Origin of the sequence: Parabacteroides goldsteinii DSM 19448 = WAL 12034, assembly GCF_000969835.1 — a bacterium.
GTDB lineage: Bacteria > Bacteroidota > Bacteroidia > Bacteroidales > Tannerellaceae > Parabacteroides > Parabacteroides goldsteinii.
On the sequence record NZ_KQ033912.1, the window covers coordinates 2154749 to 2181421 of the forward strand.

At 41.4% G+C, this 26673-nt stretch carries 18 protein-coding genes; 5 read left to right on the top strand and 13 right to left on the bottom strand.

All coding sequences use genetic code 11. From position 1 onward, the window contains the following. Positions 1–26 precede the first annotated feature (26 nt). The 4 genes from HMPREF1535_RS08005 to HMPREF1535_RS08020 form a co-directional block, all read right to left on the bottom strand. Entirely contained in the window at positions 27–1688 is a 1662-nt protein-coding gene (locus HMPREF1535_RS08005) for a RagB/SusD family nutrient uptake outer membrane protein (protein WP_009860562.1), read from the bottom strand. 12 nt (positions 1689–1700) lie between these two features. Beyond that, positions 1701–5021, bottom strand: coding sequence for a SusC/RagA family TonB-linked outer membrane protein (locus HMPREF1535_RS08010; RefSeq protein WP_009860561.1), 3321 nt, complete (start codon positions 5019–5021; stop codon positions 1701–1703). Positions 5022–5931: 910 nt separating this feature from the next. Next, positions 5932–8064: a dipeptidyl-peptidase Dpp7 gene (dpp7, locus tag HMPREF1535_RS08015; protein WP_392391954.1), complete on the bottom strand. Its 2133-nt coding sequence runs from the start codon at positions 8062–8064 to the stop codon at positions 5932–5934. A gap of 15 nt (positions 8065–8079) precedes the next feature. Next, entirely contained in the window at positions 8080–9438 is a 1359-nt protein-coding gene (locus HMPREF1535_RS08020) for a TIGR00341 family protein (RefSeq protein ID WP_046145800.1), read from the bottom strand. Positions 9439–9669: 231 nt separating this feature from the next. Here HMPREF1535_RS08020 and HMPREF1535_RS08025 point away from each other — a divergent pair, with 231 nt between their 5' ends. Further along, positions 9670–11730, top strand: a complete 2061-nt coding sequence (locus HMPREF1535_RS08025; RefSeq protein ID WP_082207507.1) for a sensor histidine kinase — start codon at positions 9670–9672, stop codon at positions 11728–11730. A 2-nt stretch (positions 11731–11732) separates the two neighbouring features. Here HMPREF1535_RS08025 and HMPREF1535_RS08030 read toward each other — a convergent pair whose 3' ends face one another. Next, complete coding sequence (locus HMPREF1535_RS08030) at positions 11733–13238, bottom strand: lipopolysaccharide biosynthesis protein (protein WP_046145802.1); 1506 nt, start codon at positions 13236–13238, stop codon at positions 11733–11735. Between the two features lie 8 nt (positions 13239–13246). After that, positions 13247–14272 (bottom strand): Holliday junction branch migration DNA helicase RuvB, encoded by a 1026-nt coding sequence (ruvB, locus tag HMPREF1535_RS08035; protein WP_044215110.1) that lies wholly within the window; start codon positions 14270–14272, stop codon positions 13247–13249. Positions 14273–14488: 216 nt separating this feature from the next. Between ruvB and HMPREF1535_RS08040 the strand changes: the two genes are divergently transcribed. Then, entirely contained in the window at positions 14489–15658 is a 1170-nt protein-coding gene (locus HMPREF1535_RS08040; RefSeq protein WP_009860555.1) for an ATP-binding protein, read from the top strand. Positions 15659–15804: 146 nt separating this feature from the next. Here HMPREF1535_RS08040 and HMPREF1535_RS25345 read toward each other — a convergent pair whose 3' ends face one another. From HMPREF1535_RS25345 to HMPREF1535_RS08055, 3 genes are all read right to left on the bottom strand, one after another. Continuing rightward, positions 15805–16797, bottom strand: a complete 993-nt coding sequence (locus HMPREF1535_RS25345; protein WP_082150387.1) for a BF3164 family lipoprotein — start codon at positions 16795–16797, stop codon at positions 15805–15807. A gap of 20 nt (positions 16798–16817) precedes the next feature. Then, on the bottom strand, positions 16818–17102 hold the full coding sequence (locus tag HMPREF1535_RS08050) for an NVEALA domain-containing protein (RefSeq protein WP_046145803.1): 285 nt from the start codon (positions 17100–17102) through the stop codon (positions 16818–16820). A 246-nt stretch (positions 17103–17348) separates the two neighbouring features. Continuing rightward, positions 17349–17582: an NVEALA domain-containing protein gene (locus HMPREF1535_RS08055; protein ID WP_046145804.1), complete on the bottom strand. Its 234-nt coding sequence runs from the start codon at positions 17580–17582 to the stop codon at positions 17349–17351. 831 nt (positions 17583–18413) lie between these two features. Here HMPREF1535_RS08055 and HMPREF1535_RS26205 point away from each other — a divergent pair. The 3 genes from HMPREF1535_RS26205 to HMPREF1535_RS08070 all read left to right on the top strand — a co-directional run bounded on the left by HMPREF1535_RS26205 (position 18414) and on the right by HMPREF1535_RS08070 (position 20849). After that, positions 18414–18776 carry a winged helix-turn-helix domain-containing protein gene (locus HMPREF1535_RS26205; RefSeq protein WP_229102730.1) on the top strand — a complete coding sequence of 121 codons (363 nt, stop codon included), beginning with the start codon at positions 18414–18416 and terminating at the stop codon, positions 18774–18776. A 449-nt stretch (positions 18777–19225) separates the two neighbouring features. Beyond that, positions 19226–20194 carry a hypothetical protein gene (locus HMPREF1535_RS08065; RefSeq protein ID WP_046145805.1) on the top strand — a complete coding sequence of 323 codons (969 nt, stop codon included), beginning with the start codon at positions 19226–19228 and terminating at the stop codon, positions 20192–20194. Then, positions 20160–20849 (top strand): ATP-binding cassette domain-containing protein, encoded by a 690-nt coding sequence (locus HMPREF1535_RS08070; RefSeq protein ID WP_046145806.1) that lies wholly within the window; start codon positions 20160–20162, stop codon positions 20847–20849. The genes HMPREF1535_RS08065 and HMPREF1535_RS08070 overlap by 35 nt, the downstream gene beginning before the upstream one ends. Before the next feature lie 84 nt (positions 20850–20933). Here the strand turns inward: HMPREF1535_RS08070 and HMPREF1535_RS08075 are convergent, their stop codons facing one another. The 4 genes from HMPREF1535_RS08075 to HMPREF1535_RS08090 form a co-directional block, all read right to left on the bottom strand. Further along, positions 20934–23081, bottom strand: coding sequence for a GH92 family glycosyl hydrolase (locus tag HMPREF1535_RS08075; RefSeq protein WP_046145807.1), 2148 nt, complete (start codon positions 23079–23081; stop codon positions 20934–20936). A gap of 77 nt (positions 23082–23158) precedes the next feature. Further along, positions 23159–24283 (bottom strand): glycoside hydrolase family 76 protein, encoded by a 1125-nt coding sequence (locus HMPREF1535_RS08080; RefSeq protein ID WP_046146467.1) that lies wholly within the window; start codon positions 24281–24283, stop codon positions 23159–23161. Positions 24284–24383: 100 nt separating this feature from the next. Continuing rightward, complete coding sequence (locus tag HMPREF1535_RS08085) at positions 24384–25523, bottom strand: SusE domain-containing protein (protein WP_046145808.1); 1140 nt, start codon at positions 25521–25523, stop codon at positions 24384–24386. A 12-nt stretch (positions 25524–25535) separates the two neighbouring features. Beyond that, a complete protein-coding gene (locus HMPREF1535_RS08090) occupies positions 25536–26663 on the bottom strand; it encodes a SusE domain-containing protein (RefSeq protein ID WP_046145809.1) in 1128 nt (375 codons plus the stop codon). Positions 26664–26673: the final 10 nt, after the last annotated feature.

Genomic DNA, 26673 nt, shown 5'->3' on the forward strand with positions numbered 1-26673 from the left:
CCTTTTTAAAACATACTCCAACATTATTATTGTCCACGGAAAGGATTCTGATCCTTTGAAGCATCTATTGCGTCATTATTAGTAAACTCTAACTGAGGAATCTGACAAAGAAAACGATAATCATTTGACGGCAGATATCCATAAGGTTCAGCATCTGCTGCATTATAGTTATCCAAATAAGTCATACCTAAAGAAAAATGCCCGGCCGGATTTGAAGCTGTTGCACCATAGCGATACAAAGGTTTTTGTAAACGCAACAAATCATACATACCAGTCACCCCTTCGCCCAACAATTCTTTACGGCGTTCTACATATATACTTTCCAACAACTCTGTTTTAGCCGTTGTAGTTGTTGGCTTCGCAACGTTACGTGCACTCTGCAGTGTATTCAAATAAGTTAATGCATTTGCCGTATTATTGAGATTCGCTTCCGCTTCTGCCATAATCAATAACATTTCAGCAGAACGCATTAATGAAAACTCCGGATAAGTATGTCCCTGCGGAGCACCATTGGCATCTCCATAATATTTAAATTTATTGTAAGCCCATTTAGCAGCAATCTCTTTGTCTCCATTAGCTGTACGGTGCCAGAACATTACCGACTTAACATCATCGTCCGTTACGCTTTCGGTCTTTGTACATTTACTACCACGAAAATCTGTTTCATCAAACAATTGAACGAATTTATCGTCTACAAACAAATTGATAAAACTATAAATCGGACCGTCTGTCATACCTTCTCCATAACTCGGATCCTGATTATACCAGTAATTGAATTCAGTATTCGAACTAATATTCGACAAATTAGTAAAATTCAGCCCCCAAATAACTTCTTTACAACCATCCGATAACAAATTATCGAATCCGCTGCACCATTCCTCTTTGCTCATCAACGTATTATACTTGTCATAAACACTTTTAGCCTCAGCCAAAGCTTTATCCCAATCACCCATTACCTGATAAACACGAGCCAAATAACCGGAAACCACATCCACATTAAGTTTCCATTGTTCCTCCCGGTCATATGAAGCAAGCAAGCTTTTGGCTGCCGTCAAGTCATCAAGCACTTGCTTATAACATTCTTCCACAGTCGAGAACCCTTTGGAATCAGGCTCGTTGGAAGAAGTCCGCAAGATAACTCCTCTTTTATCCTTGGCTATCGCATAAGTCTGCTGATAATTTAACAACAGGTTAAAATAAGAAATTCCACGCATGGCCAAACACTGTCCTTTGATAACCGGCTTTTCCGATTCATCACCCGAAGCCTCCGGAAGTGCATCGATAATAATATTCGCCTGGTTGATAATCTTATACATATTCGTCCAAATACGTTTAGAATAATCTCCTGCGGCCTGTGTACGTCCTTCCGTCAAGCGATAGCTATCCTCTACCGAACCGCCATAGTTCTTCGTACTCATAATATCCGCACCAGGCAAATCGTAATACATGCACAGACCGGTTACGCCAGCATAACAAGCATCGTTCTGGCTACTTCCACCTTGTTCACCCATCAACAAATATTTATAAGCCGAATTCAAAGCCATGTTCAGCCCCGTAGTGCTTCCCAAAATCGTATTCTCATCTATATCAGTCGATGAATTTGTTGTCAATTCATCATTGCAATTACTCAAAGAAAAAGCCAACAGAGCAACAGCAACAAACTTCATATTTTTATATATTCTTTTCATATCAAACTCTTATTAAAATGAAACCTGAATACCACACATATAAACTCGTCTTGACCCCTGGATACCGTTGTCTGTTTCGGTATTACCATTATAGTTGTTACCCATAACACCTGTTTCCGGTTCCGAATGACGTTTTGCGGCAGGACCAAACGTCAACAGGTTATCGCCTGAAATATATACGCGGGCATTTGAAACCCCGACTTTTTTGGTCAAAGCCTTCGGTAAGGTATATCCTAAATTGAGGTTTCTCAAACGCAAGAAATCATTATTATGAATAAAGAAATCCGTTCTTTTTACGTTCAAAGAGGCATTCGCAGAAGACAAACGAGGGAATTCTGCCACATCACCCGGCTTTTCCCATCTGCTTTCCACCTGATCCATAATCATGCCTACTCCATCCAAACCGGCAGTACGTTCCAACCATACATAATCGTACATTTTCGACCCCAAAGAAGCATACCACATAAAAGAAAGATCAAATCCCTTATATGTAAACGTATTAGTCAAAGAACCGAATGCCTTCGGTATCGCAGAGCCGCACCATTGATAATCGTCCATCGTGACGTCTGAATAATTTTCCGTAGTTTTCCAACCACCATTATCGTCTTTAATCAGATAGACTCTGTTACCATTATCCGGATTTACTCCGGCATGTTTCGGCATATAAAATTCATATAAAGAACGTCCTTCTTCCAATTTATATGTTGCACCACGGTTCGCATACGTATAAGAGCCACCCGGCAGATATGTCACCTCGTTCTTCAAGGTAGACATATTAAAATCAATGTTCCACTGAAAATCGTTGGTCTTGACGGCTACTGCACTCAGTGTCAATTCCAAACCACTGTTACGCACATTTCCCATATTGGTGTTATAACCGGCAGCATCACCTACCTGTGCGGATAACGGCAAATTCCTGTAATACAACAAATCTTTCGAACTACGGGAATAATACTCAATCGTTCCGCTCAAACGACTTAAGACACTGAAATCTAACGCTATATTATACTGTTCGTTGCGTTCCCACTTCAAATTAGGTGTAGCAATCGTACGCGGCTTATATCCGGCAGCACCATAAAAATCAGCAGAAGTATAATAGGCTTGATAAGCATATAAAATTTCATCTCCTGCAGTACCGCTACTTGTATTACGAGGCACCAACTTATCGTTACCGGAAGTACCATAACTACCACGTAAAGCCAAATTATCAACCCAATTGATATCTTCCATAAAATTCTCCTTCGAAATTCTCCAAGAAGCACCTACGGAGAAGAAGTTACCCCAACGACTGTCTTTACTGAAGCGTGAAGAGCCGTCGCGACGAATAGAACCGGACAAATAATATTTGTTTTGGAAATTATAATCTATCTTGCCAAAAACAGACAACAAAGAATAACGATTACGGTAAGAACTTACGCTCCAGTTTGCAGTCGTTGATTCCAGTTCATACTGTCCCATTTGCATGATGCCCTCACCATAACCATAATTATATTGCTGGTTATAAGAATATAACTCATGCCCCAACAATACATCCAAATTATGTTCGCCGAAAGACCGATTCCAAGTCAGCAAGTTATTCCATGTAACAGAAGTTGTTTTCCAGTTTTCACGTGTGGCATCTCCACCATTGGTCATAACCGTCACGCCAAAAGGCTTCTGTTGCCCCGAACCATGCACGGCCGAGCTATACCCGTAGCCATTCTCCTGAATATCATCAAGATTCACATTCGTCTTAAACTTAATATCGAACGGCAAAGAAAATTCGGCAAAATAATGGGCCGTCAACATACCTCCCTCTTTATTGCTGAAATTATCATCATTGGGGTTATTCCAATAATCGCCGGCCCCGTTTAAGACATGGATTCCGAAGAAATTACGACTGTTCACACCGTAATCGTTCATACGCATACCGGTCTTCTCCGAGCGATACCAATCCGTATTGTCTTCATTTCTTAACCAAGGCGAATTCAACGTGTTTGAATAAACCAACGCACGGTTTGCCCCTGAAACGTTCTGACGAGAATAGCTATAGGCCAAGTTTCCTCCCATCTGCAACCAATCCATCACTTGCGAAGTCACACTCGCACGGAATGAGTAACGCTTGTAATACTGGTTATTAGCATACCCTTTATCGTTCAAATAAGAAATAGAAGTATAATAGTTTGTTTTCCCGTTATCGCTCGAACCACTGACATCCAGCCCGTAATCCTGGCGCAACTTACGTGAGAAAACAGCCCCGTACCAGTCATAATCGTTTTCATCCCAAACCATTTCCAAATTAGGATTAGCCCAACAGTTGCCATTTCCATCATGCAATACATAATTCGAAGCATCGCCGGTCCACTTGAACGGGGTTACATAAACCGTTTCGCCTTTTGAATTTACACGTGGATTTACAGCACGCGACAACAAGTTTGCCGACGCATAATCGCCTGCATCCTGCTTGCTCATCCCTTCCACGTAATACTTATCATTATATAAGGCACGCCACAAATTGGTCATTTGCTGGTAAGGATCTGCCTTTTTAGGGTTAGCCACCGCATTATCGGAAGTACCCCACGCTCCTCTGAAATTGATAACAGGCTTACCCGATTTACCTTTCTTTGTCGTAATTACCACTACCCCATTCGCTGCACGCGAACCATACAACGAAGCTGCCGCGGCATCTTTCAATACCGTCATCGACTCTATATCCGAAGGCGAAATAGAGGTCAACTTACCATCATAAGGCATGCCGTCTACCACATACAAAGGTGTCGACTTTCCGGACATGGAAGCTATACCGCGAATCTGAATACGCGTTTCGCCCCCCGGGTTACCCTCATTATTAGAGACATTCACACCGGCCGACATACCTTGCAAAGCTTCCGCAAAACCGGCCCCTGAAATCTTTTCCAACTGGTCGGATTTGACTATTGAGGCAGAACCGGTAAACGACGATTTCTTTGCCGTACCATAGGCAACGACAACCACCTCGTCCAAATCCTGCGTATCGCTCAGTAGTTTTACATTCACGGCACTATGTCCATCCCAAGTAATCTGCTGTGTAGCCATTCCGACAAACGAAATAACCAATACCGCTCCTTTTTGTACTCCATCTAAAACAAAGCGACCATCCTGGTCGGTAATCGTACCGTTTGAAGTACCTTTCACAGAAATGGAAGCACCGGCTACAGGTCCCATTTCGTCTACAACACTACCTGTAACTTTGTTTTTCTGCTGTGTAATCATAGTTCCTTCGGAGGAAGGGATTACGGCTGCATGGATAGTTCCGCCCATACCGAATACGGTTGCCAGAACCAAAGCTTTAACCAGTTTCGAATTTGTCAACATAAAATAAATTTAAAAGTTAAACAATTCTGTTTTTTCATATTAAAAATATATGGAAGAGCGCAAGCTCTTTTAATATCAACAACTTCGACCACAGCTAATCGCATTGAGAAATACTCGTAGGTTTTTCATTCGTTTGTTTAAACTCATTAAAAAGACCATTGTCTTTGAAGAACTATGGTGACAATAGTTGTCAAAAAGACAGAAATGATTACATATGTTTCTTTTTGAATAAAATACAAACTAAGTGTTAAGCAACCCCCCTTCTGTGGCGGATATATACTAAATAACCATAAATAAAATGAACAATGGATGATCTTGTTTTTTTTGATACCTTAACAGTGTAAAGCCTATCTGAACCCGTTTTGACCCCGGTTTCCCTCCACTCTGCCTTCGTTCTGACTCCGTTGTGAGTCCGTTCTGACTCCGTTCCAAGCATCGAAAACAGATGGGAATTTGAACGAGAAAGGTGTTTTGAATCGACTGGTTTTCAACATTATATGCATTTTTTGAGAATAGCGTTGTCGCTTATTTCTATACTTTCAATACGGTAAATAAATGTTAATAAACTTTTGGTTGTTTCGTTTGTTATCTAATTGTATTCCGTTAATAGTATGTAATTGTAAATCAGACATTATGGTAGTGGTTATCTCTATGTTAAAATTTAATCTATATGTAAAAATAATAAGGGTGCATTATTAATTTATTAGAAAATTACATTATATTTGCATCGATTTTATACCATAGTTCTTCAAAAACTATGTCATTACAATCATTATTTAACATTTTGGAAGTACATTAGAGAAAAGAAACTGTGCCAAAAGTCTTTTTCCGGAACCAGCCTATCAATCACAGACCAGCCAAAGACTTTTGGCACAGTTTCATGCTTTTTCAGTACGTTGATCTTTCAATATTATCTGACCAGTTGCAATTCCTTGATCAGTCGCGGACATTTACCCCACTTGTCGATCATATAAAGTACATAACGGATATCTACTGCAATACAACGCTGCAAGTCGGGTTCGAAAGCGATGTCACCGCTCATGGCTTCCCAGTTTCCGTCGAAAGCAAGACCGATCAGGCGGGCGTTCTTATCGAATACAGGGCTACCGGAGTTACCGCCGGTAATATCATTGTTTGTCAGGAAGCAAAGCTGCAACTGTCCGTTTTCGTTGGCATACTGACCAAAGTCCTTGCTACGGATCAGGTCCAGGATTTCCGGTTGAACCCAGAACTCATCATCTTCCGGATTTTCTTTTTCCAGGATACCTTTCTCCGTTGAATAATAGTCATACCAGGCTGCATCATACGGATGATACCCTCCGATAGAACCATAGCTTAAACGCATCGTGAAGTTCGCATCCGAAGAAAGGGGCTTTTCCGGATACATTTCCTTCAGTCCGGCAAAATACAGACGTTCGCCTTTGGCAATATCGTAATGAGCATCGCCCATAAACTGCTGCAACTCGAACAAAGAGATAAGCGTGGACAAACTCAGTTCGGCTGCCGGATCTTTTTTCAATTTCGCATACAGTTTCGGATCTTTCAGCATCTTCTCGATCTTGTCATACGACAAAAGCGAAGTCTTCTTAAAGACGTCTGCTGCATATTTTGCATAGTCACCTTTATACTTCTTATCCACTTTCTGATAGATATCCGGAAGATATTGAGCCGGAACACGTTCTTTCACCACTTTCATCATGGCAGCCAATACCTTTTGGTCAAGGGAGGCATCGTAATCTTTAAAGAACGGCTGGATCTTATCTTTCAGGACCATGTCTATTTCTTCCGGAGTAGAACCGTTTATATCCACACCCTGTACCATACGCGCCAGGCGCACAATTTCAGTACCGCTGACAAATGCTTCTGACAGATAAGTGGAAACTTTCCGGTATTCATCCGTCGAAGTATATCCTTTTTCCAACAGGTTCAGCACTTCGCCGTATTTGGCTTTACGTTCAGGTGTCTGACCGGCCCAGACGGCAAAAGCAGCTTCCTCTTCCTTCTTACGCTCTATCACGTTCAGATTAGCCAGACCGCGGTTCATACCGATAGAATTCTTCCAGTAGTTAGAGCTACCGGCATATTTGGAGGCATATTTGATACGGACTTCATCGCTTGCCGACATAGCATCTTTCCAGATAGCTTGTTTGATGCCGCGTACCTCGATACGAGGCTTGTTGCTGTCTTCAATACGCTGTTTCACACCCCAGGAAGATAAATAACGGTCTGTGCTGCCCGGGAAACCAATTGTCATCGCGTAATCTTTATCCTGGTATCCCTGAAGGGAAACTTCTGCTACATATTTAGGGCTGTAAGGCTTGTTGTCTTTGCTGTATTCCGCCGGTTTGTTATCAGCATCGGCATACACACGAAATACGGAAAAGTCGCCTGTATGACGCGGCCACATCCAGTTATCCGTGTCACCACCGAACTTTCCGACTGAACTGGGCGGAGCAAATACCATACGAACGTCGTTGAACACATCGTAAACAACCAGGAAATACTTGTTATTATTATAGAAAGGAACTACATCCGCAGCCTGGAATTCCGTATTGCCGATCGAGTCGCAGATGACCTGTCCGATAGAATCGGCAGCAGCCAAACGCAGATATTCTTCTTCAATACCGGCGATTTCACCGTTGATACGGTCGCTTACGTCAACCGTTTCACGCAAGTAGCGCACGCTCAGTCCCGGAACGGCCAACTCTTCTTCCTTACTCTGAGAAACGAAACCGTCTTTCAGATAATCATGTTCAACGCTACTCAACTGCTGGATAGAACCGAAACCACAATGGTGATTAGTAAAGATCAATCCTTCTTCCGATACGGTAATACCGGTACATCCGCCACCGAAAATAACAACAGCATTGGCCACACACGGGTCGGTTTCACTGTAAAGTTGCTGATAGGACGGGACAAATCCCAATTCCTTGATTCGAGCCAGATTTTGTTTGTTAAGTTCCTTCAGAACCCACATGCCCTCGTCGGCATATACCTGGCCTGCAGCAACAAGAAGCAGTAAAACTGCCCACACCTTCTTCATAAAATTCATTCTTTTTTATTCTATTAGTAATTTAATATTTTTCGCATCTACGCGTGCACCGAGCCACTCACGGATCTTTAACTGTTCTTTTTCATTGATACGCTCTTTGCTTTTTAGGTAAACCAACATGACTGTGTCCTGTTTCATGCTGTCAGTACTTACAATATAGGTATTCGAACAAGAGGCTTCAAGAACAGACGGGAATAAAACTTTCATCTCTGGGATCAACTCCGAAGTCATACGCGAAGCACTCTTATACCGGTCTACCGTCTTTTTCAAGGAATCGATCTGTATGGATTGTACCCGAAGAACCTCTTCACTATTTTTATATAGATCCTGCATCAGCATGCTTTTCAGTTCGTTTATATCGGTAGCTTCCTGTCCGAAACCTTGCTGGACGATCAGAGAGACATCTTTCAAACCATATTTGCGAAGCCGGGTCCGGGCAATTTCGATCATGGGTTCCGGCACATTTTCACCGATCATTACGACTTTCACTTCTTTCTTCTCGCTCGTATCCGTCACTGTTTTACTCAATATCTGTGTATTCGGAAAAGCCAGTTCTTCCGTCACAAAATTAGCGACCCGGTCATTGAAATAACTGGTACGGATCAGGTTATAGCTCAGGAAAAGACTCGGTACGATCGTGAAAAAAACAATTACCCCGACATAGCGTGTTACCACCTTTTCCCGTTGTTTATCCAGGAATATCTTCTTTGGATATTTCAGTATACGGACCACCAGGAAAGTCGCCAGACTGATAAACACCGTATTGATAAAATAGAGATAAAAAGCACCGAAGAAATAATAAAGATTCCCACTTGCCAATCCGAAACCGGCCGTACAGAGCGGTGGCATCAACGCCGTAGCGATAGCCACACCCGGGATCACATTTCCTTTACTTTTGGTTGAACTGGCAACAATACCGGCCAATCCACCGAAGAAAGCGATCAGGACATCATAGACGGTCGGCTGCGTACGCGCCAACAATTCACTTTGCGCCTCACTGATCGGAGAGATCAAAAAGAACAGGGTTGAAGTGATCACACTGAACACCGTTGCCGTCGCAAAATTACGGAAAGACCGCTTGATCAGGTCATAATCATAGATGCCCAATCCGAGACCGAACCCCATGATAGGTCCCATCAGCGGAGAGATTAACATCGCACCGATAATCACCGCCGTAGAGTTTGTATTCAAACCCAACGAAGCGACAAATGTTGCAAAGATCAAAACCCAAAGATTAGTACCTTTAAACTCAATACCTTTTCTTATAGACTCAACCGTTTCGAGTTCATCTTCCTTCTCCTGGCGAACGTCAAAATTACGAACAAAGAAGTCTCTTATTTGCTTGTGTAACACTCCTTTTTCCATCCCACTCTCTTGTATTGATAAATACTCCGACTAATAGCCACACCTTAATCGTGCAAAGATAGAAATAGTATCCCTAAATAAAAAATAAGAAGTGTGAACAAGAATAACCGGCATAAAATTCGAAGTCTTATTGATTTTCAATTAACTTTGCACAAAGAAGAATATTATTTTGAAAAGGAGTCCATCTAAATGTTTATATAAATAATGAAACGCTGCTTAATTCTGATATACATGCTTGGCAATATACTCTTTGCTGCTGCCGACAACACGGCTACCAAAGAGGCTTTAAGCGTTGCTTTAAAATCAATATCCTCCCCGGAAGAAAAGCTGGAGACATTGACAAACCTGATGGATATCTCCCGGCAGGAAGAACAGGTTGACTATGCCAAACAGCTGTATAAGGAAGCACTGGCCAACGATAACGATTATTATAAAGAAGCTGCCCTGACCGAAATTCTCCGCTTTTATGTCAACAACGACATCAAAGACAGCACAAACGTTTACATGGAAGAAGCAAAACGCGAGCTGAAAGGCAAAGCACGCGATTTTCTGGTAACTTATATGCAGACAATCATCGACGTACGCGTGGTTTTCTATACCGAAGGAGAAGACAGGAAGAAACTGATCGAGCAATACCGGCTTAAACTGGAAACAGACAAAAATCTTTCGGTCCTCGAAAAAATATCGATCAATTATGTGCTCGGAATGGCTTACGGCAACCGGGTCGAACCGGGTAACGAAGAGGAATGGAACAAGCGTATATGCACACGTTTTAAAGCGATCATCGACTTGTCGGAAAATATCCCGCTACAATATTCTTACTTATTCCGCTTAAATACGTTCAGTATTCTGACCCTCTATTCAGGTGAATCGAATTATTCAGGCGCGATGAATGACCAGGCGACTTATGCACTTCGCTATCTGGAAATGCAAAAAGAATATGCAGAAACGAAAGAGATGAAAAAGCGTCCTTACATCAGCAAACGGCATTTACTGAACGCCTATTCTTCTCTGGCCGTTACGGCAAAGACGCTTGGAAAAGACCTAGCCTCTTCTTATTTCCAGCACTTTATGGAACTGAACAGGAAATATCCGGAAGACGCTGCTTTCTCTGCCGAATATGACCGTTTCTTCACAGCTCTGAATTTTTACCGTACAACCAACGATTATCCGATGGCCATACGATATTGCGACTCCGTTATTCATTATTTCCGCAATGCCGACTTTAAAATCGATTTATCAGACCATGTCGTTTCGACGCTCAAAGAAAAGATAGATATGCTCGACAGCCTGCATCTATATAAGGAAGCTTATGAATCCCACAAAGAATACGCAGCTTTGGTGGATTCGGCACGACTCAAAAACATGAAAGACAAACTGGAAGACTTGGAAATCAATAAACGGGTAGACGAACTGGTTATTGAGAAGAAAGCACTGGAAGTGGACTTACAGAAAAGCCGTAGCCAGCTATATATGTTCCTGGCCTTGTTTATCCTGGCTATCAGTTTCGCAGTCTTTGTTGCGTTCCGCTTATGGAAAATCAATTCATTGTATAAGAAATTACAGGACTCGAACCGCCTGGTCATCCTCGCCAGCGAGAAAGCACAGGAAAGTGAAAAGATGAAGAATGCCTTCATTAAGAACATGTGTCACGAAGTCCGCACACCCCTGAACGCGATCAACGGGTTTGCCGACCTGATTACGACAGAAGACATTACGCCTGAAGAAAAGCAGGAATTCAGCAAGATCATTTTCGAGAACTGCAACCATATCACTTCCATGATGAACAGCGTACTCGAAATTGCCCAGCTGGATAGCAACAAGGAGGATTTACCCTTATCACCAGTAAATATCCATCTGCTTTGTTCCTGCGAAATGGAACAACTCAAAAGACTCAACAGCAAACCAGACATCGATTACCAGATAGAAGGCGACCGGAATAAGGATATTGCTTTTACCAACTCTAGCCATTTTAGTCTGATCCTGGCCCACTTGCTGAACAATGCAAACAAATTTACTGAACAGGGAAGTATTGTCCTTTCCTATAAAGCGGAAGAAGAACAAAACCGGATGATTGTCAGCATCACAGATACCGGTTGCGGTATTTCGCCCGATAAACGTGAATGGATATTCGAACGGTTCACCAAAGCGGATGATTTCGTTCCCGGTTCAGGATTGGGATTATATCTTTGCCGCCAGATCGCAGAACGTATGAAAGGTCACATCTACGTAGACCCGGATTATACAACCGGACTACGCATTACGCTGATCATCCCGATCAAACCAGAATAAAATTATTTCTTTTTAGCGAAATAACGCCCTACATAAGGTAACTCTCCCAATGGCAGATCGCGTTTTACAACGATACCGACAAAGAGGCAAAGCAGCAATGTGCGGTAACCCAGACGCAGGATTTCCGACTCTATCGTCGGCAACATGCCGGCCAGATAAAATACGGTTGCCAATACAGAATAAGTGATCACTGATTTAAGATCATATTGGATCGGGAATTTCTTTTGTCCGATAAAATAGGATAACAACATCATAACTAAGTTACTAACAAAAGAAGCCCAGGCACAAGCCATATATCCGTATGTCGGAGCAAATAAAACAATGATCAGGATCGTCGCAACACATCCTATTGTCGAAAAATAAGCACCCCACTGTGTCTGATCAATCAGTTTGTACCAGAACGAGAGATTAAAATATATTCCGAAGAACAATTCTCCTAACATAACAATAGGAACAACGCGTAAACCCGGATAATAGGAAGCCGGGACAATATGTTTAAATATATCGATATAAAACATCACTGCCAGAAAAATAAGCAAAGCGAATATAATGAAATATTTCATCGCCTCCGAATATGACTTTTTACTGTCATCATCCTTATTCTTTGCAAAAATAAATGGCTCGTAAGCGTAGCGAAATGCCTGTGTAAACATTACCAGCACAACTGCTATTTTAAAACAAGCGCCATATATCCCCAATTGGGTATTAGCCATCTCCTTATCTTCGAATAGGAAAGGAAATAGTATTTTATCGGCTGTCTGATTAAAAATACCTGCAATCCCCAAAATCAGGATCGGAAAAGAATAAGCAAGCATCTGCTTGAGTAAAACAAAACTGGCTTTTTCCCGTAAACCCGGAATCATATCGGGAAACAATAACACAAATGTAACAAGCGATGTTATTACATTCGCAACAAAAATATATCCAACCTGATAATCTGGGATATAAAACCAATCGACCAATGCAGGGGCATGATCATAGAGCCATGGACAAGCTATCAGAAAGAAAAGAACTAAAACAATATTCAGAAAAATATTAAACAGCTTAATAGAAGCGAAACGAACCGCTTTCCCCTGATACCGGAGAAATGCAAACGGTATACAACAAAAAGCATCGACTGCCACAATTCCCGACATCATCCCTACAAACTCAGGATTCGAACCATACCCCAAAGAATCACTGATTGGAGTCAGCGCGCTGAATATCAATACCACAAACAGAACAGAAGTAAGAGCAATGCTAAATAATGTAGTAGCATAAACCCGCATCGGGAGCGCAATTTCTTTCTTATTCATAAAACGAAAAAATCCCGTTTCCATCCCATAAGTCAGAATAACCATCAGCAATGCCGTCCAGGCATACAAATTGGTTACGATTCCATAATCGCTTTCCGTCGCCAGCACACGCGTATACATCGGCACCAGCATCCAGTTCAGGAACTTCCCTACGATACTACTAACACCATAAATCGCAGTCTCTCCTGCGAGCCGCTTCATTCCTCCAGCCATAACTATTTTCAGTCAAATAAAAACCCTTGTTCTTCGCCCCTTTTACGTCCCAGATGGGTATAAGCCAGATCCGTAACCTCACGTCCCCGAGGTGTGCGTTTGATAAATCCTTCTTTGATAAGGAAAGGTTCATACACTTCTTCCAGCGTTCCGGGGTCTTCTCCCAAAGCCGTAGCAATCGTAGTCAGTCCGACCGGACCACCGCCGAATTTATCTATAATTGTAGTCAGCAACTTATTATCAACCTGATCCAGGCCATATCGGTCAATATTTAGTGCCTCCAGCGCATAGCAGGAAATTGCCTTATCTATTTCACCGGAACCTTTTACCTGTGCAAAATCACGTACACGCCTCAACAGCGCATTGGCAATACGAGGCGTACCGCGGCTCCGGGAAGCGATCTCACGGGCAGCTGTCAGTTCACATTTTACATTCAGAATATCGGCACTACGCAACACGATCTTCGTCAATGTCTCCATCTCGTAATATTCCAGATGCATATTGATGCCAAAACGGGCACGCAGCGGACTGGTCAGCAAACCACTACGGGTTGTCGCCCCAACCAGTGTAAAAGGAGCCAGGTCTATTTGAATGGAACGTGCGCTCGGTCCTTTATCGATCATAATATCGATCCGGTAATCTTCCATAGCCGAGTAAAGATATTCTTCCACGATCGGACTCAACCGATGGATTTCATCAATAAAAAGCACATCATTCTTTTCCAGCGAAGTAAGTACCCCCGCCAGATCACCGGGCTTATCCAGAACCGGCCCGGAAGTTACTTTAAAACCAACTCCCAGCTCATTGGCTATAATATTCGACAACGTTGTTTTACCTAATCCGGGAGGGCCATGCAGCAACACATGATCCAATGCTTCTTTACGCATACGGGCAGCCATCACGAATATTTTCAGGTTCTCGACCACCTTGGCCTGTCCGCTGAAATCATGAAAAGAAAGCGGTCGGAGCGCATTCTCATACTCTCGTTCACTTTCCGGCATACGGGTGTCCCTTATATCAAAATCGTCTTCCATATTTTTGCTCATTGACTTGCAAAGATAGTAAATATATTTGCTTTATACCGTCTGGCTCCCGTTCATAACTTACGTAGCGGTCTATCCTCAGAAAGAGCTATCTGAAACAATCTACGGATAGTTTATTCACAATTTGCACTAAAAAAAACACAAATACAGGCCATATTTGCACTTCCCGAAGTGCAAATTAGTATATTTGCAAAAAACACATAGCATATGGAAAAGTTACAAGCTAGTTTTGACGCAATGTTACGTAGTATATCCACTACGTTTCATCGATACATGTTCAACCGCATTAATTGGGATAATCGTCTGTTAGGCTTGGTTGGTCCACGTGGCATAGGTAAAACAACATTGATGTTACAATATGCCAAAGAAAAACTAAATCGAAATACAACACTATTCGTCAATGCTGACGATTTATATTTTTCCGCGCATCACCTCGTTGATCTGGCCGATGAATTTGTGAAGCGAGGCGGAACACATCTCATTATTGATGAAATCCACAAATACAAAGACTGGGCACGCGAATTAAAACTAATATATGACTATCATGCAGACTTAAAAGTTTTCTTTACAGGTTCTTCCATTCTTGATATCCACAAAGGATCAACAGATCTGAGCCGACGCGCTATTGTCTATTCCATGCAAGGACTTTCATTCCGTGAATATCTAGAGATGTTTCATCATATAAAGATTCCCGCCTATTCATTGACAGATATCATACAACATCGTGCAGAACTCCCTGATAAATTCCGCCCTTACGCTTATTTCCAATCTTATTTAGAACAAGGATATTATCCATTCTCTAAAGAAGATCAATTCAATATTCGTTTGCAACAAGTGATAAACAAAACACTGGAAGTTGACATTCCACAATATGCAGAAATGAGTATATCGACAACTCGAAAGTTAAAACAATTGCTTATAATCATAGCCCAAAGTGTACCATTCAAACCCAATATGAGTAGTATTGCTACCATATTAGGAGTAAGTCGCAACAATTTATCAGACTATTTTCTTTACCTGGAAGAAGCCGGGTTAATAGCACAACTACGTGACGGAACAGGCGGTATCAGAGGACTTGGAAAAGTGGATAAAGTCTATTTAGATAATCCAACTCTCATGTATAGTTTAGGTCAGGATACTTCAGAGATTGGTAACATAAGAGAAACATTTTTTCTAAACCAAACGAGAGTAGAACAAAAAGTTATCACGTCAGCTATTTCCGATTTTCAAATAGCTAACTATATTTTTGAAGTTGGTGGCAAAAATAAAAAACAAAAACAATTACAAGGTTCTGAGAATGGTTTTATTGTAAAGGATAACATTGAACAGGGATATATGAACGTAATTCCTTTGTGGCAATTCGGACTTAATTATTAGCCCCTTTCCTATATTTGAAAAGGGGCAGTCAAACAAGTCGAAGACACAACAGCCTATCCTCTGATAACATAAGAGAAACATCTTTCCTGACCAAATGAGAGTAGAGCAAAAATTGTTACGTCAGCTATTTCCGATTTTCAAATTAGTTATTCCAAATCAAAACTGACTAAATAAAAACCTTTTTCCTGAGAAATAGCTATTGCATATAATCTATTTGTGTCGGTATCAGATGCACAAAGATTAAAAACAAGGCAATCTGTTTGATATTTAGCAATTTCATTACCTTTCCAATCAAAAGAACAAATCTTATTAAACTGATTCGGATCTTTATCGGCAATCAACACACTATATAATAAAGCATCTGTTGCGCACAAAGCAGAAAAACCATATACAGTTTGATCTGTAGGAAGTAATGAACCACCACTAAAATTAACCTCAGGAGAATAAAAATAACATGTGGAAGATATATTTATATCATCAGATAATTGAAAAAACTCCAATATACCACCAAATAAAGTTCCCACAGCCATTTTCCTTTTATCCGGAGAAACTGAAACTGAAGCTGTTATAAAAACCGGATTCTTTTCAGTTTCCGAAACAGGGAAACGATTATATTCTGCCTCAATATTCCCTTTTGAAAAAAGTTGAAATCGTTTCAACCCTATAGTATCCTTTCCTAATTGTCCATCTATGAGAAATGCCTCATTCTCCAAAGGCCACGCCCGACGAACAACACCTTTATAGTCACTAAAAGATTTACTATCTACAAATAAAAAAGACTGCTTCTCCCTGTCAAAGCGATATGTGTTCATTCGCATCTGACTCTGGTCATATACATTAAATAAATGACTTTCCCTATCAAAATAAAAGGATATTCCCATTACTACTTCACCTGGACCCTGCCCTTGTTTTACACCGCTTCCAGCCAATGCACCTGTCTGTTTGTCATAAACCTGAATCCAATTATTATCCACTAAAGAGAGTATATAGATATTTTGGTCATCTACACACATCCCATAAGAATAAGCGATTAATGCACTATCAGTAATGATATGAGATGTTAACCTTTTCTCTGTGGGAAAATTAGGTACATTATATACTTCTTTCTTATTCTGACATGATAAGAAAGAAACCACCATTATTATGGTGGTAACTTTTATTAGAAGTAAAGTGCTCCGCATGTGCATTGTCCTTTCATTTTACCAGAAAGCCCATATCCTCCTATTGCAGTCCAAACAGTACCACAAGATAAACATGTTTTTTGACATCTGATAGCCATACTTGAATTATCACATTCTATTACTATTTCCCCACTAGCCAACGCCTCAACATTAGCCAAAGCCAACTCCGAAAGGAAAGCTTCATTCTGACTTTTGTTAATATTCCAACCAGCCAAAGCCGCTACAGCTACAGCAATAAATCCTATAATCAATTTTGTTTTCATCTTTTCTTAAAATTAAGTTTACAAATTATTTAATTCTTACCTTTACCGAAAGATTTTCGGTAAATATTCGGCTTAAAGCCTGATTACGCTAAGTTTCCATACACACCTCTCTTCCTTTTTAGAAGAGAACTCCGGGAGTTTACCTTCACTTTCTTAGCCGTTGGTGGGTGAACTCCTTTTGCATTTCTCCTGTTTTTAATACTCTTATTCATCATCATTACTAAGAAGTAATTTGTGTTTAAGCAATTACTCCATGTACTGAACAAACTCTACTTTGGTTCCATCCGGACAGGGTAAACTACCTTTCCCATAGCATAAAACCGTAGAACTACCTTCACCAGAGGCCAATGCCTCTATATTTTCTAATAGCAGATCGGATACTTCTTCTTCCTGATCAGAGGTTGTCGCATACAAACCCACTATTACCATCACGATCCCAATTATTGCTACCGACAACATTTTACATATTTTCTTTTTCATATATCACTTGATTTACGTTACTTTGCAAATGAAACTAATCTTTTTGAAAAACGTGCTGACATTCACTGACATTTGAAATAAAAGCGCAGACAATTACCGATGATCATGAAGAATACTAATAAAAAACACCTTTTCATCGAGTTTATGCTATCTTGCATTACTTATGTTATTCCTTCTTATCCTTTTCCATATAATATCATTCTTCCAAATAGAAAAAAGACATATTCTGGAAAAGTCTGTCACCCTGTTTAAAGAATCGGTCAAAGAAGATTTTCATAACAGATCTCAGGGATTAACAGAAAAAGTATCTTTGATGGATGTACCGTCAGCTATAACCACTCCCGACAGTTGTATTTTCAAATCTGAAACAATTGAGGTAAAAGCACCTGCTTTATCTAATCAGTCATTAGACGAAAAACTAACCGCTTTCCTCCAATCTATATTATCTTTCAAAAATCCAATAAACATTTATCAATTGGATACGATTTTCCAACAAAAATTGAAAAAAGAGAATATACATATAACTACTGCTGTATGTATGACCGACACGATCAATAAAAAGAGCCAAAAGTGTACTCGTTTTAATATAACCTCTTTCGACCCGTTATTTACGGAACCTTATATAGTTAGTTCCACGAGAATCACTTTGAATGCTTATATAAAAATATCCGGATTTACATTAGGATACCGTATGCCTACCTCATATTGGGTTGCCTTAGTCGGTTGGGTTTTATTCACATTGTCTATGGGGTATGCCTGGGACAATCTAAAAAAAAGATCCCGGTCCTTATCAATGATTTTACAGAAAGAGAAAATTCACTGCAAAATGAGTTGATCCAAACGGAAGAGAAACTAGAAATACTCAAACAACTGGAAAAACAGAGCAATGATCCTGATATCCATATCTTCTCTCCTCATCTGCTATTTGAAAAAAGCACAAAGACATTAAAGTACAACGGAGAAACTATAAAACTAACCCGTCAGCAACAACAATTATTAGTCGCGTTTTGCAATGCACCTGAAAATACCTGTTCAATAAATGACTTATGCAATCTGGTCTGGAAAGGATGTACAGTAGAAGAGAACACAATTCAACAGGCTATCTCGCGTTTAAATATAACCTTAAAACCACTGGGATTATATATCCAATATGAATTTAAAGATAGTTACAAACTTATGTTTATAGAAAACTAACAATTAGCTCCCGATCAAACTTCTATTTCTTCCCTATCCTTTTATAATTACCATACGTACTAACTCCAATTTCCCCGGCAGGAAATCAGCGGTTGATAACCATCAGCCGATTGGCCGACAATTATGAGCCGTTTGGTTGATAATTATGAGCCAAGCGGCTCACAATTATCGGCCGCTAAAATGTATGGGATGTCAGCAAGAGAAGTATGGAATAAGCATTGATAATGAAAGGTATGATTTGATAGCCGAAAGATAGGGATAATATCCGTCGGATACAACAAAAAACAGAACTTGGCGTTTAAAGAAACAATAAAATGCCGGGTACCAGAAATCGGATGACGAAAGAAGCGGTATTTTCCGCCTGAGTTTTGATGCTGGAATCCGCTTTTATTTTTAGCAGAACAAATAAAATTACCTACATTTGTCCAGAACACTAAATTACGTATAATATGAACAGCGCATTCCTCCGTTTCCGGCTCCGCCAGGCAGGAAAGTTTATTCGTGAAATACCTGTTATCTATCTGGTTATACTGACAGGTATTTTACTGATAGCCGGGATTGCACTGTATCAGTTTACAAAAGATTTACATGGGAGCCTGATTATAGCGGGTATCCTGCTTGTTTTCCTTTCATTGATTCAATTACGGAGAAAAGACTATCATTTTATCCATCTTGCAGAGGAGAAAGCCTGGAAAGTATTCAGTATGGATTATCTCTTACTGTCCTTGCCGGTCCTTATCATCATATCGGTAAATTCATACTGGTATGTATCGCTGGCAATTATAGCCGGATGCATAAGTCTTGGTTTCATAAAACAGCCTTTCCACCGGACAAAAAAAGGAATGAACTCTCCTAAATGGATACCGGCGGAAGCCTTTGAACTGCGGTCAGGGATACGGCAATACGGCGGTTTATTACTGATCCTTTATGTGAGTGCATGGATAGGCCTGTTGTTGCCTTTTGCTTCTTTGGCATCGCTCTGGTTCTTCACAGTCATAGTATCCGATATATTCAGATTTTCAGAACCAGTACAGATACTTTGCTCACAGGAGCGTCCGGTCAACAGGTTCCTGCACGGAAAGCTTCGTTTAAATTTGAAGTTATTCTTATGTGCAACAACTCCTGTTTGCGCAATATATACACTTTTATATCCGGAGCATTGGTGGTTCATCCTCACCTTTCTGGCTGCGGTTTCCCTGAACATAACACTGTTTATTATAAATAAATATGCCCATTATCTGCCGAATACAAAAATAACAGGAGGACAGGTCCCCATAACAATAGCCGTAATAAGCATTTCCTTTCCGGTTCTTTTACCGGTAGTCTTGTTTTTCCTGGTCAAAAACTATCTGGCTGCCCGCCGGAATCTAACAACTTATTTATATGCTTACAATCCGAAATCTACAAGTAGAATATAAAAAAGAATTTCCTGTACTGAAAGGGATCGACTTATCGATGGAATCAGGGAAAATACATGGTCTGGTCGGCCTGAACGGTGCCGGAAAAACGACTTTGCTGAATACGCTGTATTCTTTCATCCGTCCTTCCGCAGGCTCGGTCAGCTATAACGACAGATCTCTAAAAAGGCAGGATATTGCCTATCTGGAAGCAGAAAACTACTTTTATCCTTATATGACAGGGCGCGAATATCTGGATCTTTTCCCGGCCGGCACAAACGGCTTTAAAACAGACAACTGGCAACAACTTTTCCATATTCCGTTAGACGATATAACGGAGAACTATTCAACCGGGATGAGAAAGAAACTCGCTCTGCTGGCCGTTCTGAAGCTGGATAAACCAATCGTTGTTCTGGATGAACCGTTCAACGGCCTGGATCTGGAAAGTGCCCATATCCTCACCCTCATCCTGCAACAACTCCGGAAAGGGGGCAAAACAGTGCTGGTCACCTCACATGTTTTCGAAACACTGACTTCCTGTTGCGATTATATCCACCATATCGATCACGGGGCAATTGACCACAGCTATTCCAAGGACCAGTTCGAAATGCTTCAAAAACGGCTCTATTCAACCATAGAAGATCAGGCTTCCGATCAGATAAAGAGACTTATTTAGTCCTTCAATCCGATAGGCATGTACTAAACAAATTAGGGGGCTTTGAAACACCCCCTAATTCGAATAGAAAAACGTTTTATATATTTATTCAGTAGTAATCGTCAGTTGTTTTCCTTGTTTCAACAGGTCATGTGAAATAAACCAACCTTTGATTTTCTGACCGTCGTAAGAGATATCCGTAATCTTCCGCCCATTACCGTTCTTTACGATCGCGAACTGATTATTATCGCCTAAAGTGAATTTCACCTGATCGAACAAAGGTACGGTTACAATATATTCCGGATCAGCCGGAGAATAGGTATATAAACCAATGGCATTGAATACATACCAGGCAGACATTTCACCGGCATCATCCATTCCCGAATAGGCGAGCTTCTCTTTACCCATATCGTAATAATGGTTCATGATGCTATCCAGCACACATTGCGCTTTTTCCTGTTTACCGATGAAATAATAAGTATAGGGAACACTGTGGTCCGGTTGATTACCATGGCAATAATTTCCGATGAAACCGGTCATATTATGCGCTTCATAGTTTCTCCACGGTTCAGTGAACAGTGAATCCAGCTTCTGTTCGACCGCTTTTTCACCGGGATAAAGGGCAATCATGCCTTCCGGATCATGGGGAGCAAAGAACAGTGACTGCCAGGCATTAGCCTCACGATACATATAGGCATAATAAGGATAGTAAGGATCGAAATCCTTGATCCAGCTGCCATCGGCAATCTTTCCGCGCCAAAAGCCCGTACCCGGGTCAAACAGATTCTTATAATTGCCGGAACGTTCCATCAATGTTTTATAAATACTTTCATCTCCCAACTCCTTAGCCAACAAAGCGGTCGCATAATCATCGTATGCATATTCCACAGTCTTTGTTACAGCGGCTTTGTATTCATCCCAGGTCGGGACATTGGTGGTATCCTTTTCTGCAATCCATCCTTGTTCGATGTATTCATCCAGATATGGCCTGCCGCCTTTTCCCGGGACAGTGGCATTATTCACCAACAGTTTATAAGCCCGGTTCAGATCGAAGTCCTTCAATCCGCGTAAATAGTTACCGGCAACAAATACAGAGGCATGGTCACCATGGAAGAAGGTCGGCATATAACCATTTCGCTTTTCGCCTTTATCCGTGATGGACTTGATCACATCGGTCGTTACATCCGGAGAAATCATTCCCAATAAAATCAACTTATTGCGATAATCGTCCCAGAATGACGGATCGGTATAATAACGGAAACCATTATTTACCACATTACCTTTGGCATCCGTATATTCCCCGTTCACGTCGCTACGCAACGCCGGCCATAAGAACGAACGGTACAGGCAGGAATAGAAAATGCCTTTCTCACGTTCTGTTCCGCCGGTTACTTCTATTTTGGATAACAAATTCTCCCAGGTCTTATCAGCCTCCTTACGAACCTGCGCAAAACTCTTATCCTTCATTTCCTGCTCCAGGTTCATCTTTGCATTATCAATACTTACGAAAGAAAAACCGATCTTTAATTCCAGCGGTTTACTTCCTTTGCTATCGGCAAAACTGACAACCGAAACTTCATGTTCACCATTTTTCAACTGTCTGATATCCTCAATCTTATAATTGGAAACAGCATAGAAACGGATATTTCCTTCCGCATCCTGATTACCGGAAAAAGTATAATCGTCGACTTTTTGAATACTCCAGTCTCTTACTCCATTGTTTGTCCGTGTGATATCCACTAATACTTTCTTGTCGTCATCCGGCCGGAAAGTATATTTATGATAAGCACAGCGGAGCGTGGAAGTCAGTTCGGCATTGACCCCGTACCTTTCCAGAAACACCTGGTAATAACCCGGACGGGCCGATTCGTTCGAATGACTGTATGTTGAAGCATAATCACCGGAGGAAACATTTCCTGTCACCGGAAGGATAGGGAGATGCAGCAGATTCCAATGTCCTTTGTTGGTATGCGAAAAACCATAGATGACCGTATCTTCATACTGATAACCGGCCCCACTCCGGAACTGAGTCACCGGACTCAGCTGTACCATCGCATTCGGGACGGAAGAACCGGGAAAGACTTCTGCTCCCCAGGTCCTTGTCTTCAAATGACGCTCATAACCCAGATCTTTCGTTTCCCATAGCGTGGCTGTCCCCAAAAGAGGATTCACATAATTCGTAAGTTGTTTATCCGGCTGGCAACTTATCATTATGGTTAATGACAGCAAACCTGCAAAAAAAGAGTTTTTCATGCTAAATTAATTATTAGAATATGATAATGATCAAGAATTAAAAACTATATCTGTCTGAAATTAAAAACACGTATAACTTATAATAGATTCAAATCGTCCAGCAACGCAGCTGCTTCGATCAACATGCAACCGCTCAGTTGTTCGGTCAGTCCTGTAGATGCTCCCGGGACATTCCGCCAGTAAGTACCGAATAAGACATTCGACTTATTGGTTCCCTGCGTCCATAATGTCTCGGCATTGGTTTTCAGGAACTGCACATAACGTCGTTTAGCACCTGCATCCAGGCGGTCCTGTTGGATCAGATCCGTGAAATAACGGATAAAAATACCTTTGAATAATCCTCCGTCTCCAGTTCCTTCATCCTTCAGAATAGAATTGTTAACCAATGTACTGATGGTATAATCAGCGGCCAAAACAGCATCGTTCAGATAGGCTTTTTCTCCCAATATCTTATACAATTCAACAGCCGATCCGACAAATGTTCCTTCATTGTAGGTAAATATCCAGTCTTTCTGTATTTCTCCGGTATTACTGTTTATATTGTCATACACCATTCCGTTATTGCTGTTGAATAATGTACTTTTCTCCCAGTTATATATCTTGAGTGCCCATTCTTTATAGGTCTCATCTCCAAACTCACGATACAGGCGGGCTGCCAGAATACAAGCCGGACCGTTTGAACAGGCATTTTTGCTATACTCCTGCCCTTTTACCCAGGTGATACCTCCACCTGCATTCTCATTCCAACCCACTTTGATATAATCCCATATCTGCAATGCCGCCTCTTTATATTTCTGTTCTTTGGTTGCCTGGTAAGCACGAAGAATAGCGAGGGCATTCCATTCCATATCATCGTAATAGTCATTCCGGAACGAATTGCCGTTCTTGATCTTCACGCCTTCAAACCATTGGTCGAAATAGGTTTTATATTTTGCATCTTCCGTACGCAAATAAGCATCCGTCAAAACATCCAGCGCATGCGCCTGAGGCCAGTAATGGAACGTCGTATTTCCGTTGCTATCATAATTAAAATATTTTCCTCCTGCATTCCAGAATGAATTTACCAATGCTGTCGTACTGCTGTCGGCAGCGGCATACCAATTAATATTATCATTTTCATCCGGTCCGTTCGGAGTATTATCATCATCGCCACAAGCCCCCAGAAAAAGGGGGAGAAACAGGAAAAGGAGTATATTCTTCATGACATTATTTTTAGCTGTTAAAAAAGAAGGACCCGGAATAAGATCCATTTTTCTCGAAATATACAATTCCGGGTCCTTCTTACCAAATATTTGTAATAAACTATTTAACGATTGTATGTGTGTAAGGCTGGTCTGCCGTCAGATAGACGGTATAAGTAGCCGGAACACCATCAAAATCGCCCATCAGCTTCCATTTATTATCCCACTGGGATACCTCGGTAAACAGTTGCAGGTAATAATAAGACTCCGGACTGCTTGCCGTCGGACGGGAGTCTGTCTGGTTCAATGTTCCCCATTCGACTTCCTTTTCTGCATCGGCACCTCCATTTTCCCGGATAGTCATTCTGAACTTATAGCGTTCATCCCTACCCCAGCTCTCTTGTTTGAAAGTAACCGTTTCCTTCGCCTGGAATACACCATAACCTACATAAGGCAATTCAAACAGAGATTCTCCGTCCGGACAGAAATAGAAAGTTATTTTGTTTACCAGCGTATAGGTACAGGCACCGGTATTAAAGTCTAATGTAATACGGTAAACACCGTCTTTAGCGACCGTTGTCGTTCCGTTCTCTTTCACCATGCCGTCCGCTGTATAGAACTCTCTCGGAGTACCGGTCTTTCCGTCCGTAAAATAGAATGGTTTGCCTGCCGCCAGTTTTGTATACACTTCAAATTCACCACCGGCAACAGCTTTCATTTTATGTGCCTTTGCCAGGTCAGCCCCACCTTCAGAAGCCTCTCCGGTCACATAGACATCGATCGGAACATCTTCGAAACCTGCCAGGCGGGTTACCGTAATCTTATTTTCAACGCCGGCTTTTACGCTCTGCAGACCTTTTGAAGAGAGTATAGTCCATTTGAATGTACCCGTATCAGACGGTTTTATGCCGACCTTACCTGCAATCTGATTCAACTGTTTATGCGTAACGGATACATAATTGCCAAATCCGTTATTATTGGCACACATCACATACACCGGTTTTGAGAAATCACCGTCTACCTTATCAAATGCAATCTGGTAAAGAGCAGTACCTGTTTCCTCTACACTCGGTGTTTGCCATTCAAAATAAACACTGGATGATGCGGACGGTTCCAGAACAACGGATTTTCCATCCGCCGGTTCAAGTAATGTACTGACACTTGCCAAACGGTTATCCGTGTCACCCATATTATCATTACATCCCATGAAGGCCAATACGGCAGAGGTGATGAACATCAGTTTTATAAATATCGCTTTCATAATTCCTCCTTTTTATTTGATTACTAAATTATGAGTATATTCACCCTGCGTATTCAAAGAGAATGTAACATCATACGCCTTATCGCTCCAGCCATCGGTAGCCGGGCTCTTCCAGACTTCGTTGTTTGTCCACTGTTCTACATTCGTCTTTTCAGCCATGTAGTAATACTCATCATTGCCGGTCGGTTTGCTATCATTATTGATGGCGGCTCTCCATTCGGTCTCTCCGTCAGAACTTTCCATTCTGAACTTATAACGGTCGTCCGAATTATCGCTATCCGTCAATCCCGTTACCGTATAGTTGCTGATAGCCCAGACACCGAGACCCTGGTAATCCAGTTCTATCTCTTTCTGTGACCAGTTCAGGAACCATTTCACTTTAGTCACCTCTTTGGAAGTAAACGATCCGGCATTAAAATCAATATAATATTTATAGATACCGGTTTTGGTTGCTGTCGTACTACCGCCTTCTACCAGTTTTTCACCGTTCAACGAGTATTCAGTCGGAGTACCGGTATTGGCACTGACAAACTTGAAGGACTTGCCCTCCGTCAGTTTCATGAAAACTTCAAATTCGCCGTCAGCCACTTTTTTCATGATCATGGCATTCTCCAGGTCAGCTCCTACTTCCGTGGCTTCACCGGTGATATACAACTGGCTCGGAACTTCTGCGAATCCTGCCAAACGGGTAAGCGTCAGCGTACGTTCTTCTTCAGCCTTGACCGGATTGATACCTTTGGAGGCATATACCGTCCATTTCAGAGTCCCTTCTTCCGCAGATCCGATCCCTGCTGAAGCGGCGATCTGGTTCAACTGTTTATGTGTGATCGTTGCATGATTAGTTCCGCCATTGTTGTCGGCAGTAACTATAGAAACAGGATCGGAAAAATCACCATCCGCCTTATCGAAAACAACTTCGTACAACACAGCACCACCATCTTCGGCTAACGACGGCTCCCATTCAAAATACAAAGAAGCCGATGCCGATGCTTGCAGGACAACGGCTTTCCCATTATCCGGTTCATATAACGCTTTAACGGCAGTCACGCCCAAATGCCTCACTTCCCCGTCACTGCTACATGCCGCAAAGACCATAGCAAAAGCGAACAGCATCATATATTTTATAGATATTATTTTCATATCTCTTAGA

Excerpts from the sequence above, each read along its gene's own strand:
- HMPREF1535_RS08005 (WP_009860562.1), bottom strand. The coding sequence starts at position 1,688 with ATGAAAAGAATATATAAAAATATGAAGTTTGTTGCTGTTGCTCTGTTG.
- HMPREF1535_RS08010 (WP_009860561.1), bottom strand. The coding sequence starts at position 5,021 with ATGTTGACAAATTCGAAACTGGTTAAAGCTTTGGTTCTGGCAACCGTA.
- dpp7 (WP_392391954.1), bottom strand. The coding sequence starts at position 8,064 with ATGAAGAAGGTGTGGGCAGTTTTACTGCTTCTTGTTGCTGCAGGCCAG.
- HMPREF1535_RS08020 (WP_046145800.1), bottom strand. The coding sequence starts at position 9,438 with ATGGAAAAAGGAGTGTTACACAAGCAAATAAGAGACTTCTTTGTTCGT.
- HMPREF1535_RS08025 (WP_082207507.1), top strand. The coding sequence starts at position 9,670 with ATGCTTGGCAATATACTCTTTGCTGCTGCCGACAACACGGCTACCAAA.
- HMPREF1535_RS08030 (WP_046145802.1), bottom strand. The coding sequence starts at position 13,238 with ATGGCTGGAGGAATGAAGCGGCTCGCAGGAGAGACTGCGATTTATGGT.
- ruvB (WP_044215110.1), bottom strand. The coding sequence starts at position 14,272 with ATGGAAGACGATTTTGATATAAGGGACACCCGTATGCCGGAAAGTGAA.
- HMPREF1535_RS08040 (WP_009860555.1), top strand. The coding sequence starts at position 14,489 with ATGGAAAAGTTACAAGCTAGTTTTGACGCAATGTTACGTAGTATATCC.
- HMPREF1535_RS25345 (WP_082150387.1), bottom strand. The coding sequence starts at position 16,797 with ATGGTGGTTTCTTTCTTATCATGTCAGAATAAGAAAGAAGTATATAAT.
- HMPREF1535_RS08050 (WP_046145803.1), bottom strand. The coding sequence starts at position 17,102 with ATGAAAACAAAATTGATTATAGGATTTATTGCTGTAGCTGTAGCGGCT.
- HMPREF1535_RS08055 (WP_046145804.1), bottom strand. The coding sequence starts at position 17,582 with ATGAAAAAGAAAATATGTAAAATGTTGTCGGTAGCAATAATTGGGATC.
- HMPREF1535_RS08065 (WP_046145805.1), top strand. The coding sequence starts at position 19,226 with ATGAACAGCGCATTCCTCCGTTTCCGGCTCCGCCAGGCAGGAAAGTTT.
- HMPREF1535_RS08070 (WP_046145806.1), top strand. The coding sequence starts at position 20,160 with ATGCTTACAATCCGAAATCTACAAGTAGAATATAAAAAAGAATTTCCT.
- HMPREF1535_RS08075 (WP_046145807.1), bottom strand. The coding sequence starts at position 23,081 with ATGAAAAACTCTTTTTTTGCAGGTTTGCTGTCATTAACCATAATGATA.
- HMPREF1535_RS08080 (WP_046146467.1), bottom strand. The coding sequence starts at position 24,283 with ATGAAGAATATACTCCTTTTCCTGTTTCTCCCCCTTTTTCTGGGGGCT.
- HMPREF1535_RS08085 (WP_046145808.1), bottom strand. The coding sequence starts at position 25,523 with ATGAAAGCGATATTTATAAAACTGATGTTCATCACCTCTGCCGTATTG.
- HMPREF1535_RS08090 (WP_046145809.1), bottom strand. The coding sequence starts at position 26,663 with ATGAAAATAATATCTATAAAATATATGATGCTGTTCGCTTTTGCTATG.